18 protein-coding genes are annotated in these 14,251 nt (G+C 61.4%); 16 read left to right on the forward strand and 2 right to left on the reverse strand.

The window, feature by feature from the left end; all coding sequences use genetic code 11:
• Nucleotides 1-159 precede the first annotated feature (159 nt).
• The 14 genes from rpsH (at nucleotide 160) to ISP19_RS17605 (ending at nucleotide 9,228) form a co-directional block, all read left to right on the forward strand.
• Complete coding sequence (rpsH, locus tag ISP19_RS17540; protein WP_204683689.1) at nucleotides 160-555, forward strand: 30S ribosomal protein S8; 396 nt, start codon at nucleotides 160-162, stop codon at nucleotides 553-555.
• A gap of 10 nt (nucleotides 556-565) precedes the next feature.
• Nucleotides 566-1,093: a 50S ribosomal protein L6 gene (gene rplF / locus ISP19_RS17545; RefSeq protein WP_204683690.1), complete on the forward strand. Its 528-nt coding sequence runs from the start codon at nucleotides 566-568 to the stop codon at nucleotides 1,091-1,093.
• A 29-nt stretch (nucleotides 1,094-1,122) separates the two neighbouring features.
• Complete coding sequence (gene rplR, locus ISP19_RS17550; protein ID WP_204683691.1) at nucleotides 1,123-1,476, forward strand: 50S ribosomal protein L18; 354 nt, start codon at nucleotides 1,123-1,125, stop codon at nucleotides 1,474-1,476.
• Nucleotides 1,477-1,554: 78 nt separating this feature from the next.
• Complete coding sequence (gene rpsE, locus ISP19_RS17555) at nucleotides 1,555-2,064, forward strand: 30S ribosomal protein S5 (protein ID WP_204683692.1); 510 nt, start codon at nucleotides 1,555-1,557, stop codon at nucleotides 2,062-2,064.
• Nucleotides 2,057-2,245: a 50S ribosomal protein L30 gene (gene rpmD / locus ISP19_RS17560; protein WP_204683693.1), complete on the forward strand. Its 189-nt coding sequence runs from the start codon at nucleotides 2,057-2,059 to the stop codon at nucleotides 2,243-2,245. The genes rpsE and rpmD overlap by 8 nt, the downstream gene beginning before the upstream one ends.
• A gap of 5 nt (nucleotides 2,246-2,250) precedes the next feature.
• Nucleotides 2,251-2,682, forward strand: coding sequence for a 50S ribosomal protein L15 (gene rplO, locus ISP19_RS17565; protein WP_204683694.1), 432 nt, complete (start codon nucleotides 2,251-2,253; stop codon nucleotides 2,680-2,682).
• A gap of 6 nt (nucleotides 2,683-2,688) precedes the next feature.
• A complete protein-coding gene (gene secY, locus ISP19_RS17570) occupies nucleotides 2,689-4,011 on the forward strand; it encodes a preprotein translocase subunit SecY (RefSeq protein WP_204683695.1) in 1,323 nt (440 codons plus the stop codon).
• 122 nt (nucleotides 4,012-4,133) lie between these two features.
• Entirely contained in the window at nucleotides 4,134-4,490 is a 357-nt protein-coding gene (gene rpsM / locus ISP19_RS17575; protein ID WP_204683696.1) for a 30S ribosomal protein S13, read from the forward strand.
• Between the two features lie 33 nt (nucleotides 4,491-4,523).
• Nucleotides 4,524-4,910 (forward strand): 30S ribosomal protein S11, encoded by a 387-nt coding sequence (gene rpsK / locus ISP19_RS17580; RefSeq protein WP_115477094.1) that lies wholly within the window; start codon nucleotides 4,524-4,526, stop codon nucleotides 4,908-4,910.
• An 11-nt stretch (nucleotides 4,911-4,921) separates the two neighbouring features.
• Entirely contained in the window at nucleotides 4,922-5,548 is a 627-nt protein-coding gene (rpsD, locus tag ISP19_RS17585) for a 30S ribosomal protein S4 (protein ID WP_204683697.1), read from the forward strand.
• 16 nt (nucleotides 5,549-5,564) lie between these two features.
• The gene (locus ISP19_RS17590; RefSeq protein ID WP_204683698.1) at nucleotides 5,565-6,563 is read left to right on the forward strand and encodes a DNA-directed RNA polymerase subunit alpha; all 999 of its coding nucleotides are present in this window, start codon (nucleotides 5,565-5,567) and stop codon (nucleotides 6,561-6,563) included.
• Between the two features lie 249 nt (nucleotides 6,564-6,812).
• Entirely contained in the window at nucleotides 6,813-7,196 is a 384-nt protein-coding gene (rplQ, locus tag ISP19_RS17595) for a 50S ribosomal protein L17 (RefSeq protein ID WP_204683699.1), read from the forward strand.
• A gap of 155 nt (nucleotides 7,197-7,351) precedes the next feature.
• Nucleotides 7,352-7,864: a disulfide bond formation protein B gene (locus tag ISP19_RS17600; RefSeq protein ID WP_204683700.1), complete on the forward strand. Its 513-nt coding sequence runs from the start codon at nucleotides 7,352-7,354 to the stop codon at nucleotides 7,862-7,864.
• The gene (locus ISP19_RS17605; protein ID WP_204683701.1) at nucleotides 7,861-9,228 is read left to right on the forward strand and encodes a class II 3-deoxy-7-phosphoheptulonate synthase; all 1,368 of its coding nucleotides are present in this window, start codon (nucleotides 7,861-7,863) and stop codon (nucleotides 9,226-9,228) included. Before ISP19_RS17600 ends, ISP19_RS17605 begins: the two co-directional genes overlap by 4 nt.
• A gap of 95 nt (nucleotides 9,229-9,323) precedes the next feature.
• Here ISP19_RS17605 and ISP19_RS17610 read toward each other — a convergent pair whose 3' ends face one another.
• A complete protein-coding gene (locus ISP19_RS17610) occupies nucleotides 9,324-10,922 on the reverse strand; it encodes an amidase (RefSeq protein ID WP_204683702.1) in 1,599 nt (532 codons plus the stop codon).
• A gap of 116 nt (nucleotides 10,923-11,038) precedes the next feature.
• On the opposite strand from ISP19_RS17610, the gene ISP19_RS17615 reads away from it, so the two are divergent.
• Both ISP19_RS17615 and ISP19_RS17620 read left to right on the forward strand, forming a co-directional pair.
• Nucleotides 11,039-11,770, forward strand: a complete 732-nt coding sequence (locus tag ISP19_RS17615) for a c-type cytochrome (RefSeq protein WP_379946447.1) — start codon at nucleotides 11,039-11,041, stop codon at nucleotides 11,768-11,770.
• Nucleotides 11,767-13,059 (forward strand): c-type cytochrome, encoded by a 1,293-nt coding sequence (locus ISP19_RS17620; RefSeq protein WP_204683703.1) that lies wholly within the window; start codon nucleotides 11,767-11,769, stop codon nucleotides 13,057-13,059. Before ISP19_RS17615 ends, ISP19_RS17620 begins: the two co-directional genes overlap by 4 nt.
• Nucleotides 13,060-13,063: 4 nt before the next feature.
• Here ISP19_RS17620 and ISP19_RS17625 read toward each other — a convergent pair whose 3' ends face one another.
• On the reverse strand, nucleotides 13,064-14,248 hold the full coding sequence (locus tag ISP19_RS17625; RefSeq protein ID WP_204683704.1) for an efflux RND transporter periplasmic adaptor subunit: 1,185 nt from the start codon (nucleotides 14,246-14,248) through the stop codon (nucleotides 13,064-13,066).
• Nucleotides 14,249-14,251: the final 3 nt, after the last annotated feature.

Raw genomic sequence — 14,251 nt, forward strand, 5'->3', positions numbered from 1 at the left:
CGCCGTTGATGCGACTTTGAAGCATCGTTATTCGCAAAAGCCGAAAAAGCCTGCTATGATCGACGGTCTGCGTATTCGCAGGCCGGTGTTTGGCCGGCTCACAATCTAGAATTGATTTCCGGTTTTATCGGATATCGGTGCACTCTGAAGGAAGTTTTCATGAGCATGACTGATCCCATCGCCGATCTGTTTACGCGCATCCGCAATGCCCAGGCTACGGGCAAGCAGGCTGTAAGCATCCCGTCGTCGAAGCTGAAGGTGGCGCTGGCCAACCTTCTCAAGAACGAGGGCTACATCCTCGACGCCAAGACCTCCACCCAGGAGGGCAAGCCGGTGCTCGAGATCAAGCTCAAGTATTTCGAAGGCCGTCCGGCCATCGAGCGCATCGAGCGCGTCAGCCGCTCGGGTCTGCGCGTGTACCGCGGCAAGGGTGACCTGCCGAAGGTGCTCGGCGGCCTGGGTATTTCGATCATCTCGACTTCGAACGGTCTGTTGACCGATGCGCAGGCCCGTGCCAAGGGCGTGGGCGGCGAAGTCATCGGCCTGGTCGCGTAAGGAGTCCCCGATGTCCCGTGTTGCCAAGAAACCCATTTCCCTACCCAAGGGCGTTGAGCTCAAGGTGGCGGAAGAGAACATTGCCGTGAAGGGCCCGAAGGGTACCCTGTCCATCCATGCCCTGCCGGGCATCTCGGTGGCCAACGATAACGGCACGATTAACATCCATGTCGCCGAAGGCGCGGATGACAAGTTCGGTGGCACCGCCCGCGCGCTGCTGGCCAACATGATCAAGGGCGTGTCCGAAGGTTACGAGCGCAAGCTGGAGCTGGTCGGCGTGGGTTACCGCGCATCGATGGCCGGCAAGGCATTGAACCTGAGCCTCGGTTTTTCCCATCCGGTGGTCTTCAATGCCCCGGAAGGAATTACTCTCGAGACCCCGTCGCAGACTGAAATCGTGATCAAGGGTTCGGACAAACAGCTGGTGGGTGAAGTTGCCGCCAAGATCCGTGGCTATCGTCCGCCGGAGCCCTACAAGGGCAAGGGCGTCCGTTATTCCGGCGAGAAGATCACCATTAAGGAAGCCAAGAAGGCCTAACGGTCGATCCGCTTTCTGGAGACACGATGATGAACAAGAAAGAAGCCCGTCTGCGTCGCGCCAAGTCCACGCGCTCCCACATCCGCAAGCTCGCGGTGGCTCGCCTGTCGGTGCATCGCACCGGCCAGCACCTCTACGCCCAGGTGTTCGACGCCTCCGGCGAGAAGGTGGTTGCGGCCGCCTCGACCGTGCAGAAGGCACTCGCGGAAGGCCTGAAGGGCACGAAGAATCTGGCAGCCGCTGCAGCGGTGGGCAAGGCCATCGCCGAGCGCGCCAAGGCTGCCGGCATCGAAGCCGTCGCCTTCGACCGCTCCGGTTTTCGCTATCACGGCCGTATCAAGGCGCTGGCTGATGCAGCCCGCGAAGCCGGCCTGAAGTTCTAATAAGCAGTAACCAAAACAACTCCAAGCGGCCTGGTCCGCAAGTAAAAGTCCCGGATGGTCCGGGCATACGGAAAAGATATGTCTTCGACTGATCGTGAAAATTCAGACGGCTTGCTCGAGAAGCTGATTGCCGTCAATCGCGTGGCCAAGACCGTGAAGGGTGGCCGCCAGATGAGCTTCACCGCGCTGACCGTGGTCGGCGATGGCGAGGGCAAGGTCGGCTTCGGCTATGGCAAGGCGCGTGAAGTGCCGGTGGCCATCTCCAAGGCCATGGACCGCGCACGTCGCAACATGGTGAGCATCGATCTGAACAACGGCACCCTGTGGTACGCCATCAAGGCCAACCACGGCGCGGCTCGCGTGTTCATGCAGCCGGCCTCCGAAGGTACCGGCGTGATCGCTGGCGGCGCCATGCGCGCTGTGCTGGAAGTGGTCGGTGTGAAGAACGTGTTGGCCAAGGCCGTTGGCTCGCGCAACCCGATCAATCTGGTGCGCGCCACCATCAAGGGCCTGCAGGCCGTTGCCTCGCCGAAGCAGATCGCTGCCAAGCGTGGCAAGACCGTGGAAGAGGTGATGGGCAATGGCTAATACCGAAAAAACCATCCGCGTTCGCCTGGTCAAAGGCCTGCGCGGCGTGCAGGCCCGCCATCGCCTCAGTGTGAAGGCTCTGGGTCTGAACAAGACCAACGACGTCCGTGAACTGAAGGACAGCCCGCAGGTGCGTGGCCTGATCAACACGGTCTATTACCTGGTGCGGGTCGAGGAGTAAGCATCATGCGTCTGAATGACATCAAGCCGGCTGCTGGTTCGCGCAAGACGCGCCTGCGCGTCGGTCGCGGTATCGGTTCGGGCCTGGGCAAGACCGCTGGCCGCGGTCACAAGGGTCAGCACGCCCGTGCCGGCGGTACCCACAAGTATGGTTTCGAAGGCGGCCAGATGCCGCTGCAGCGCCGCCTGCCGAAGGTTGGCTTCCGTTCGAAGAAGAAGGCCGAGAGCCAGGAAGTGTTCCTGTATCAGCTCGCCTCGCTGAAGGCGGACGTGATTGATGCGGTTGTGCTGCATCAGGCTGGCCTGATCGATAGCCGCGCCAAGAAGGTCAAGGTCGTCGCCAAGGGCGAGATCGGCCGTGCGGTGAAGCTGTCGGGTCTGCTGGCTACGGCCGGTGCCAAGGTGGCCATCGAGGCCGCCGGCGGAAGCGTGGAGTAATCACACGTGGCCGCAGCCAAGGGCACATCGGTCGGATCGCTCGGTAAATTGACTGAGCTGCGTCAACGCATCTTCTTCGTGATTGGTGCGTTGATTGTGTACCGCCTCGGCTCGTTCATCCCGGTACCGGGTGTGAATCCGGATGCGATGGCCAATCTGATTGGCCAGAGCGGCGGCCTGCTGGACATGTTCAACATGTTCTCGGGCGGTTCGCTGGGACGTTTCTCGGTGTTTGCTCTGGGTGTCGTGCCCTACATCTCCGCCTCGATCGTGGTGCAGATGATGGGCTCGGTGATTCCCAGTCTGCAGGCGCTGCGCAAGGAAGGCCAGTCTGGCCAGCGTCAGCTCACGATGTACACCCGTATCGGCACGGTCGGCCTTTCGGCCTTCCAGGCCTTTGGCATCGCAGTGGCGCTGATGAAGCAGTCCAGCGGCGGCATGCCTGTGGTCTACATGCCCGGCTTCGGCTTCATCCTGTCGTCCGTGGTGGGTTTGACGGCCGGCTCGATGTTCCTGATGTGGCTGGGCGAGCAGATGACGGAACGCGGCATCGGCAATGGCATTTCCTTGCTGATTTTCGCGGGTATCGTGGCCGGCCTGCCGGGTGCTGTGACGCATACGCTGTCCATGTCCAGCAATGGCGAGCTGAGCACGATCAAGCTGGTGATGGTGGTCGCGTTGATCCTGGCGGTCACGGCGTTCGTGGTGTTCATGGAGCGTGCGCAGCGGCGTATTACCGTGAACTATGCGCGGCGTTCGGGCGGGCAGCGGTCGTACATGAACCAGACCTCGCACCTGCCGCTCAAGATCAACATGTCGGGTGTGATTCCGCCTATCTTCGCGAACAGTATTCTGATGTTCCCGGCGATGGCGGCGACGTGGGGCAATGCCAGCCACCAGTCGCGCTGGCTGCAGGATCTGGTACAGCTGCTGACGCCAGGCGAACCGCTTTACGACATCATTTATGCAGTGCTGGTGATCGTCTTTGCCTTTTTCTACACGGCGATCGTTTTCAATTCGCAAGACACGGCCGATAACCTCAAGCGGTCTGGCGCGCTGATTCCGGGTATCCGCCCGGGCCGCTCGACAGCTGACTACATCGATTCCGTGATGACCCGTCTGACCGGTGTGGGCGCCCTCTACCTCGTGCTGGTCTGTCTGGTGCCGACGTTCATGCAGAACGCCTGGCATGTCCCGTTCTACTTCGGCGGCACGTCGCTGCTGATCGTAGTGGTGGTGGTGATGGACTTTACGGCTCAGGTGCAGGCGCATCTGGTCAGCCATCAGTACGAAGGGTTGCTCAAAAAGGCCAATCTGCGCCGCGGCTGAGGCGGCAGGTGGGTCTCGGGTGGAGAGACGCGGCACCGGAGTGCCGCAGGACTTTCCTAACAGTTTGATTAAGGTTAGAATTGCGCGTTTACCGCGCGAGAAAGCATCGGAGAAAGTACATCATGGCGCGCATTGCGGGTGTCAATTTGCCGGTCCAGAAGCACGTCTGGGTTGGCCTGCAGAGCATCTATGGCATCGGCCGCAGCCGGGCCAAGAAGGTCTGTGAAGCGGCGGGTGTCAACCCGAACACGCAGATCAAGTCGCTCAGCGAAGGCGAGGTGGAGAAGATCCGCCACGAAATCGCCAAATATGTCGTGGAAGGCGATCTGCGTCGTGAAGTCGGCATGGCTATCAAGCGTCTGATGGATCTGGGGTGCTACCGCGGTCTGCGCCACCGCCGTGGCCTGCCGGTGCGCGGCCAGCGCACGCGTACCAACGCACGCACCCGTAAGGGTCCGCGTCGCGCGATCAAGAAGTAATTGGTCGCTTACTGAGAGATTTGGATTCCGAACATGGCAAAGCCAGTTAAGACCAAGAAGAAAGTCAAGCGCGTTGTCACCGATGCGGTGGCCCACGTGCAGGCATCCTTCAACAACACCATCGTTACCATCACCGATCGTCAGGGCAACGCTCTGTCGTGGGCGACTGCCGGCGGCGCGGGTTTCCGCGGTTCGCGCAAGTCCACGCCGTTTGCTGCCCAGGTCGCCGCCGAGAAGGCCGGTCGCGCCGCAGGCGATTACGGTGTGAAGACGGTGGAAGTGCGGATCAAGGGCCCGGGCCCGGGCCGTGAGTCGGCGGTGCGTTCACTGAACGCCCTCGGCTACAAGGTTCTCAACATCATCGATGTCACGCCGATTCCGCATAACGGCTGCCGTCCCCCCAAGAAGCGTCGCGTCTAAGGAGCACAACCATGGCACGTTATCGTGGAGCTACCTGCAAACTCGCGCGTCGTGAAGGTTCGGACCTGAGCCTGAAGAGCCCGGCGCGCGCTATCGATTCCAAGTGCAAACTGGAAAACAAGCCCGGCCAGCATGGCGCCAACAAGCGCATGCGCATGTCCGATTACGCCGTGCAGCTGCGTGAGAAGCAGAAGGTCAAGCGCATCTACGGTGTGCTTGAGCGCCAGTTCAGCAACTACTACAGCAAGGCTTCGACCCTCAAGGGCAACACCGGTGAGAACCTGTTGCGCTTGCTCGAAAGCCGTCTGGACAACGTCGTTTACCGCATGGGTTTCGCGGTGACCCGCGCCCAGGCCCGCCAGCTGGTCTCGCACAAGGGCATTCTGGTTAACGGCAAGAAGGTCAACATTCCGTCTTACCAGGTTCGCCCGGGTGACGAGATTGCCGTGACCGAGCGCGCTCGCACTCAGCTGCGCGTGCAGGAAGCCGGCACGGTGTTCGACACCATGGATCTGCGCCCGCAGTGGGTGGAAGTGGATAGCAAGAAGTTCGCCGGCACGTTCAAGTCGGTGCCGGATCGTGCGGACCTGCCGACCGACATCAACGAAGCACTGATCGTCGAGCTTTATTCGAAGTAATCAACCGGAGCCCTGCATGGCAGTTTCGTCAACTAGCGTGCTGCGGCCTCGCGGCCTCAGCGTCGAGCAGCTCGGACCGAATCGCGCCAAGGTCGTGGTGGAGCCGCTCGAGCGTGGTTTTGGTCACACCTTGGGTAATGCGCTGCGCCGCGTACTGCTCTCCTCGATTCCTGGTAGCGCCATCGTCGAGGTGGAAATCGATGGCGTGCTGCACGAGTACACCACGTTGGAAGGTCTGCAGGAGGACGTGATCGAAGTCCTGCTGAACCTGAAGGAAGTGGCGATTCGTCAGCACACGGGTGATGAAGTCACCCTGACCCTGTCCAAGAAGGGCAGGGGCGTGGTTACGGCGGGTGATATCGCCGTCGATCACACGGTGGAGATCATCAATCCGGAACACGTGATCTGCCATCTGACCAAGGACATTGCGCTTAACATGCGTCTGAAGGTGCGTCGTGGCGTCGGCTACCAGCCGGCCAGCCTGCGTCAGCATCCGGATGACGAAGCGCGTCCGATTGGTCGTCTGCAGCTCGACGCGTCGTTCGCGCCGGTGCTGCGCGTGGCCTACGAAGTTGATGCGGCTCGTGTCGAGCAGCGCACCAACCTCGACAAGCTGGTGCTGGACATCGAAACCAACGGCACCATCGGTGCGGAAGATGCGGTACGCAAGGCCGCGGAAATCCTCAACGACCAGTTGTCGGTGTTCGGTGACTTCTCGCGCCGCGAGAGCGCCACGGACAAGGCGGAGAAGGGTGGTTTCGATCCGCTCCTGCTCCGTCCGATCGACGATCTGGAGCTCACCGTGCGTTCGGCGAACTGCCTGAAGGCGGAGAGCATCTACTACATCGGCGATCTGGTGCAGAAGACCGAAGTGGAGCTGCTGAAGACGCCGAACCTCGGCAAGAAGTCGCTCACGGAAATCAAGGATGTCCTCGGCGTGCGTGGTCTCGCTCTGGGCATGAAGCTGGAAAACTGGCCGCCGCCGGGCCTCTCGCACGGCATGCAGCTGGGCTGACCTACCGCAGCCGCAGTCGAGAACCGGCTGCGGCTGTTGGCTTGTGTAGGTTGGGTTAGCGCAGCGTAACCCAACAACTTGGAACATCTTGTTGGGTTACGCTGCGCTAACCCAACCTACGAAAAGCGGTCATTCCTGGCCGCACTCTTAAGAAGAGCCCGTCCCATCAAGGGCTCCAATAGCGGGTAAACCGCGGGGAACCGGCCATAAGGACCGGTTTTTCATAACAACAGACAAGAGAGTCTCATTATGCGTCATATGAAATCCGGGCGTAAGCTCAACCGTACCAGCAGCCATCGCGAGGCGATGTTTCGCAACATGGCGTCGTCGCTGATCAAGCACGAACTGATCCGTACCACCCTCCCGAAGGCGAAGGAACTGCGCCGCGTGGCTGAGCCGCTGATCACGCTCGCCAAGACCGACGGTGTTGCCAATCGCCGCCTCGCGTTCTCGCGTCTGCGCGACAAGCAGGCCGTGGGCAAGCTGTTCGTGGAGCTGGGGCCGCGCTACCGTGAGCGTCCCGGCGGCTACCTGCGTATCCTCAAGTGCGGTTTCCGCCCGGGCGACAACGCGCCCATGGCGTATGTCGAGCTGGTGGATCGTCCGCGCGCCGAGGCTGTCGACGCCGAGTAATTTCGGCCAGGCGGTATTTGGACGTCTAATTGTGCAAACCTCGGCCGGGTGACCTGCCGGGGTTTGTGCGTTTTGGGGGTAGGACAAACGCACTGCTGACAGCGCTACAGGGAGCGGGTAATGTCAGCATCCCGTCCCCCACTGCCAGTTCCGCCATGAATCCCTTTCGCTGGTCCTACCGCGTCAGCTTCGCCGTCGGCTGCCTGATTTGCGTTGCCTTGCTGGCGTTCGCGCTATATGCCGAGTACGTGCTTGGGATGGAGCCGTGCCCGCTGTGCATCTTCCAGCGTATCGGCTTCATAGTCATGGCAGTCTTCTTTCTGATTGGCGCAATCCATGGGCCAAGAGCGGGTGGCCGCTGGTTCTATACCGGATTGGTGCTGCTGGGCGCCCTGTTCGGCCTCGCGACGGCCGGACGCCATCTATGGATCCAGTCCCTGCCGTCGGACCAGCTTCCCTCCTGCGGGCCGAATCTGGGCTACATGTTCGACGCCTTTCCGCTCGCCAAGGTGCTGAAGATGGTATTCACCGGTTCTGGCGAATGCGCCAAGGTTCAGCCCATCCTGGGCTTGCCGATGCCCTTCTGGACCCTGTTGTGGTACATCCTTCTGTCGGTATGGGCCATTCGCGCGACCCTGCAACGCGCCGCGCCGAGGTTACGTCTATGAGCCAGGTCATCAGTGCCGTGCAGTCCCCGAATTGGACGCCCATGTCTTGGCAGCAGCGCGTGGCGTTGCAGCAGCCGCAGTATGAAGATGCGGCCGAGCTGGCCCATGCGATTGCTGAACTGGCGCAGTTGCCGCCGCTGGTCACTTCGTGGGAAGTCTTGGCGCTGAAGCAGGCGCTGGCGGAGGCCCAGGAGGGCAGGCGTTTCCTGCTGCAAGGCGGCGATTGCGCGGAAAGCTTTGCCGACTGCACCAGCCCCATCATTTCCAACCGCCTCAAGGTGTTGTTGCAGATGAGCCTGGTGCTGGTGCACGGGCTCAAGCAGCCGGTGCTGCGGGTAGGGCGCTTCGCGGGGCAGTACGCCAAGCCGCGTTCCGCGGATACCGAGACTCGCGACGGCGTCACGCTGCCGAGCTTCCGCGGTGACGTGATCAATGGGCCCGAATTCACGCCCGAGGCTCGCCGCCCCGATCCTCGCCGGCTGATTCGAGCGCATGCACATTCCGCGCTGACCATGAATTTCGTGCGCGCGTTGGTTGATGGCGGATTTGCCGACTTGCACCATCCCGAGTATTGGGATCTGGCCTGGGTAGAGCATTCCCCGCTGGCCGCCGAATACCGTCGCATGGTGAAAGGCATCGGCGATTCCCTGCGTTTCATGGAAACGCTGGCAGGCCCCATCGCGGGCTTCACACGCGTGGACTTCTTCACCTCGCACGAGGCCTTGCTGCTGCATTACGAGCAGGCCATCACACGCCAGGTCCCGCGTCATCGCGGGTGGTTCAATTTGTCCACCCATTTCCCGTGGATCGGCATGCGCACTGCCGCACTGGATGGCGCGCACGCTGAATATTTCCGCGGCATCCGCAATCCGATTGCCGTGAAAGTGGGCCCGTCGGTCACGCCGGAACAACTGCTGCCGCTGATCGAAATGTTGAATCCGGAGGACGAACCAGGCCGCCTGACCTTGATTCATCGCATGGGCAATGGGCAGATCGCCAACGCGCTGCCGCCGTTGCTCGAAGCCGTGAGGCGCGAGGGGCGGCGCGTGCTGTGGGTTGCTGATCCCATGCACGGCAACACCGAAAGCACCTCGATTGGCTACAAGACCCGCCGTTTCGACAATATTCGCGGCGAACTTGAGCAAGCCTTCGATATCCACGACGCCGCCGGTACCCGGCTCGGCGGCGTGCACCTGGAGCTGACGGGCGAAGATGTTACCGAGTGCATGGGCGGTGCACGTGATCTCAGCGAGGCCGACCTGCAGCGCGCCTACAAGTCGATGGTGGATCCGCGTCTGAACTACGAGCAATCGCTGGAATTGGCGATGCTGATCGTGCGCAAGTCGACCGAAGGCAAGCCGTAAATGCGTCGATGCCGGCCAGGGTTGGCCGGCATCCATTGCACGCTCTGATCGCTCGTATCACCCGTCTTTAGTCGCCATGCATGCGAGAGCTACGTTCAAGGCGCAGCGAACGACTTTCCATCCACGGTATCCAGGAACTTCGGCGCCTGCCAGGCATGAGTGTGCTGCTCGAAGCCATATGCGATCGAAATCAGCGTCGGCTCGCTCCACTTGGTGCCAAAGAACACGATGCCGACCGGCAAACCATGGGCCCATCCGGCCGGCACGGTGATCGACGGATAACCCGCGACGGCGGCCGGCTGTGAAGCGCCGCCGATAGTGGGATTACCGCTGACGATGTGATCACCCAGCACCAGATCCGTCATATAGGCCGGTCCCCATGATGGCGCCAGCAACGCGTCCAGATGATTGGCTTGCAGCGCGGCGTCGATACCTTGCGGGCCGGAAAGCTGCTTGGCCTTCGCTAACGCATCGGTGTACGCCTTGTCGGTAAGCGGTCCTTTGCTTTCCGCTTGCTCGAACAGGTCTTGACCGAACCAGGTCATTTCACGGTCTGCTTCACGTTGGTTGAAAGCAATCAGGTCGGCCAAGGTCTTCACTTGAAGACGCGGGCGATTGGCGAGATAGGCGTTGAGGTCGTGTTTGAAGTCATACAGCATCACCGTCATCTCCGGGTCGCCAAGCTCCGCAAGGTGCGGCAGCGTAACCGGGTCGACAATGATCGCGCCTTGCGCCTTCATCGCAGCGATGGCGTCATTGAGCACACGATCGGCATTGGGTTCGTTGCCGGCTAGTTCACGCACGACGCCGATGCGTTTGCCGCGCAGGCCATTGGGATCGAGAAAGCGCGTGTAATCGGTAGCGTGCTTGTCCGCGTCGGCGGTCGCCGGATCGTGCGAGTCGCTGCCCGCCATGGCGGTGAGCAGAATCGCGGCATCGGTAACCGTGCGCGCCATCGGCCCGGCCGTATCCTGGTTGTGGCTGATCGGAATAATGCCGGCGCGACTGACCAGGCCAAGCGTAGGCTTGATGCCGACGATGCCGTTCATCGACGCCGGGCAAATGATCGAGCCGTCCGTTTCGGTGCCCACGGCGACGGGTACCAGTCCGGCTGCTACCGCCACCGCCGAGCCCGAGCTGGAGCCGCAGGGATTGCGATCCAGCGCGTAAGGATTGCGCGTCTGTCCACCGCGCCCGGTCCAGCCGCTGCTGGCATGCGCAGAACGGAAATCCGCCCATTCGCTCAAATTGGTCTTGCCCAGGATGACGGCGCCGGCCTTGCGCAGGCGCATCACAAGCGCGGCATCTTCTGGGGCGGGAGCGCCCATCAGGGCGAGCGATCCGGCGGTGGTCAAGGTACGGTCGCCGGTATCGATGTTGTCTTTCAGCAGGACCGGAATGCCGTAGAGCGGACCGTGTGATGACGTACGTTTCGCGTCCAGTGCGCTGGCGATCTTCGATGCATCAGGGTTGAGCTCCAACACCGCGCGCAGCGTAGGACCGGATTGATCGATGCGGCGGATGCGCGTGATATCGCTCTGCACCAGGCTCTTGCTGGTCAGCTTGCCGGCATCCATGCGCTGTTGCAGCTGGCCGATGGTCAGCCAGGTCACGCCATCGTTCTGTGCGGCCAGCAAGGTGATGGGGGAAACGGCAAGCGCGAGAGCAGTGCAGAACAGCAAGGGACGAACCATGACAACCTCCGAAAGGATTCCCGACTGAGATATGTGGCACGATGCCGCAGCATAACCGCACGCCTCGCGGTTCGCGCGTGCTGCATGCCTATACTTTGCGCATGAGGACAACTGCGATGCTGGTCCAGCGCTCTCTTGCCCCACGGTGGATGCTGCCACTCGCATTGGCTCTTTGCGGCGGTCTTGCCCACGCCGATCAGCCGTCCGTACCCGACACGCTTCAGCAGCGCATCGCAGCTTGTACAAGCTGCCATGGCGTGCACGGCGAGGGTTCTCCCGGCAGCGGCTTCTTTCCCAGATTAGCCGGCAAGCCGGCCGGTTATCTGGCGCTGCAATTGCAGAACTTCCAGCGTGGGTTGCGCAAATACGCGCCGATGGAATACACCGTGCGCCAGCTCAGTCCTGCGTATATGCACGAGATCGCCGAGTACTTTGCCGCGCAGCAGGTGCCGTACGAGCGCAAGCCGGTGCCGGATCTCGCCGCTTCAGTGCTGCAACGCGGTGAGCAACTGGTGACATCGGGCGATCCCGAACTCAAGGTGCCGCCCTGTCAGGCTTGCCATGGCAAGGCATTGACCGGTACGGAGCCATCCGTACCTGGTTTGGTGGGTTTGCCCTATGACTACATCAGCTCCCAACTAGGCTCCTGGCGAACCGGTACGCGTGCATCGGCTGCACCGGATTGCATGGCGGAAATCGCCAATCGGCTTGCGCCTGCCGACATCACCGCGGTTGCGGCCTGGCTTGCCAGTCATGACGTGCCGCCTGACACCCATCCACAGCCGGCAGGTTCGATCACCCCGCCATTGCATTGCGGTGTGCTGGAAGGGCAGGGAGGCGGAACATGAGGCATCTGCGGCTGCTATGGATTCCAGCAGTGATCGTGGTGATGGCGCTGGCTGCCCGCTGGTGGTGGATGCACAGACAGCAAGCCATGTCCGCCGCAACAGAAGATCCTGCTATCGCCAGCATGTTGAAGGACCCAGGCGTCATTGCCAAAGGACGCTACCTGGCGATCGCTGGTGACTGTGTTTCCTGCCACACCGCGCAAGGTGGGCAGCCCTATGCCGGCGGTCGCCTGTTGCCCACGCCATTCGGCAATATCCCCGCCCCCAACATCACGCCTGACGCCGAAACCGGTCTTGGCGATTGGCGCTTTGAGGACTTCTGGCGCGCCCTGCATACAGGTATTGGCCGTCACGACGAACTGCTTTATCCGGCGTTTTCGTACACCTCGTTTACCAAGGTCAGCCGTGAAGACGCAATAGCGATTTTCGCGTATCTGCAATCCCTGCCACCCGTACATCACTTGGGCAGGCCGCTGGGCTTGAGCTTTCCCTACAACATACGCAGCGCGCTGACGGCGTGGCGTGCGGTGTATTTCAAACCCGGCGTGTATCAAACCGATCCAAAACAATCGGCGTCGTGGAATCGTGGCGCGTATCTGGTGCTGGGACTGGGACATTGCAACGAATGCCATGCCGCGCGCGGTACCTGGGGTGGCATCGTCACGCAGGCGCCGCTGTCAGGCGGCGAAATTCCAACACAAGAATGGTATGCGCCTGACCTGAGCACACAGGCCAACGGTGGCCTGCAAGGCTGGAGTGCACAGGACATCGTCGACGTACTCAAGACCGGACAATCGTCCAAGGGTGTCGCCCTGGGGCCGATGGCCGATGTGGTGGCGAGCAGTACGCAATATCTGCGCGATGACGATCTGCAGGCGATCGCTGATTATCTGAAATCCCTGCCGGCGCGCCCGCAGCTCGTCGCACAACCCTCCGCGTTGAACAGCAAGTCCGTGGCCGATCACGGCGGTGACATCTATGCGCAGCGTTGCGCTGATTGTCATGGCAAGGATGGCGAGGGCGTGCCGGGCGTTTACCCGCCGCTGGATGGCAATGCGACCGTGGTCGAACCCACCGGCATCAATGCAACGCGCGCCGTGCTGCTGGGTGGGTTCGCTCCGGTTACCGCGGGCAATCCACGCCCATATTCCATGCCACCTTATGCGCAGCAGTTAAGCGACGCGGATGTGGCCGCCGTGGTCACCTATATCCGGCAGGCGTGGTCCAATCATGCGGCGCCGGTTCTAGAGCGTGATGTAATCAAGTATCGGCATACGCCGATCGACTAAACGCTCACTTGGCCATCGTTTGCTGCAGCGCCTTGCTCTGTTTGGCGATGCTCACCTGTTGCCCTTCGTACAACGAATCAGGCGGGCTGAGTACGATGTGATCGTTATCGTTCAAGCCTTCGATGACTTCGACCGTGCTGCCAAAATCGCGACCGAGGGTTATCGGTTGCAGATGAATGTGCTGGGTAGCATCCACCAGCGCTACACGCAGGCCCTCGGCGCGGAACAGCAGCGTGTTGGCCGGCACGATGAAGTTTTGCGTGGAGGTAGACACCGCCAGTTTCACATTGGCATAGACGCCGGGCACCAGTTCCTGTGCCTTGTTGTCGACGTCAATTTCCGTGCGCAGCGTGCGGGTGTTCGGATCAATCGCATCGGCAGTGCGAGCGACCGTGCCGGTAATCGGCTTTGCGCCGTAGGTGTTAAGGCTTACCTCAGCCGGCATGCCGATATGCACGCCGGCCGCATAGGTTTCCGGTACGTCGATAAAAACGCGCAGCGTGCTGGTGTCGGCAATCACAAACATGTCGGCGCCGGTGGAGCCCGCATCGACCAACGCACCTATGTCCAGATTGCGCTGGGTGATCACGCCGTCAAAGGGCGCGATGATGTATTTGAAGTCTTCGAGATTTTGCAGATGGGCCACGTTGGCTTCATCCGCCTCGACCGTAGCGACATCCGCCTTGTACTGCGCGACGTATTGGTCACCTGTCTGCGTGGCCACCAGACCCTGCGTCACCAGCTTCTCATAGCGGTCGGCGGTGACCTTCGCGAAGTTCATGTTCGCGATGTCCGTGCGCATCTGCGCCTTGCCCTGCAACAGCTGGTTATCGACATCCGGCGTGTCCAGATCAGCCAACCGCTGGCCTTTCTTCACCTTGGTGCCGATATCGACGTACCACTTCGCGACATAGCCGGTGGTGCGCGCGTAGATCTGCGCGTCCTGCCAGGACGTGACCGTGCCAGGCAACGTCAACGCCTGATCTTTCGGTGCTGCTTTGGGCGCCACCGTGGCGACCGTCGCGATCGCGTTGCGGTCGGTTTCCTGGGTCAACTCGTGCCGCGCATGCACCCGCTTGGCGATGCCAAATGCGGCCAGGCCGACCAGCACGACGCCGAGTCCGATAAGAATGAGCCGTGCCCCATGGGATGGCTTGCCGGGATACCGCTGAACATTTGTGCTGGACATGTT

The organism is Dyella flava, from assembly GCF_016904955.1.
Classification (GTDB): domain Bacteria; phylum Pseudomonadota; class Gammaproteobacteria; order Xanthomonadales; family Rhodanobacteraceae; genus Dyella_B; species Dyella_B flava.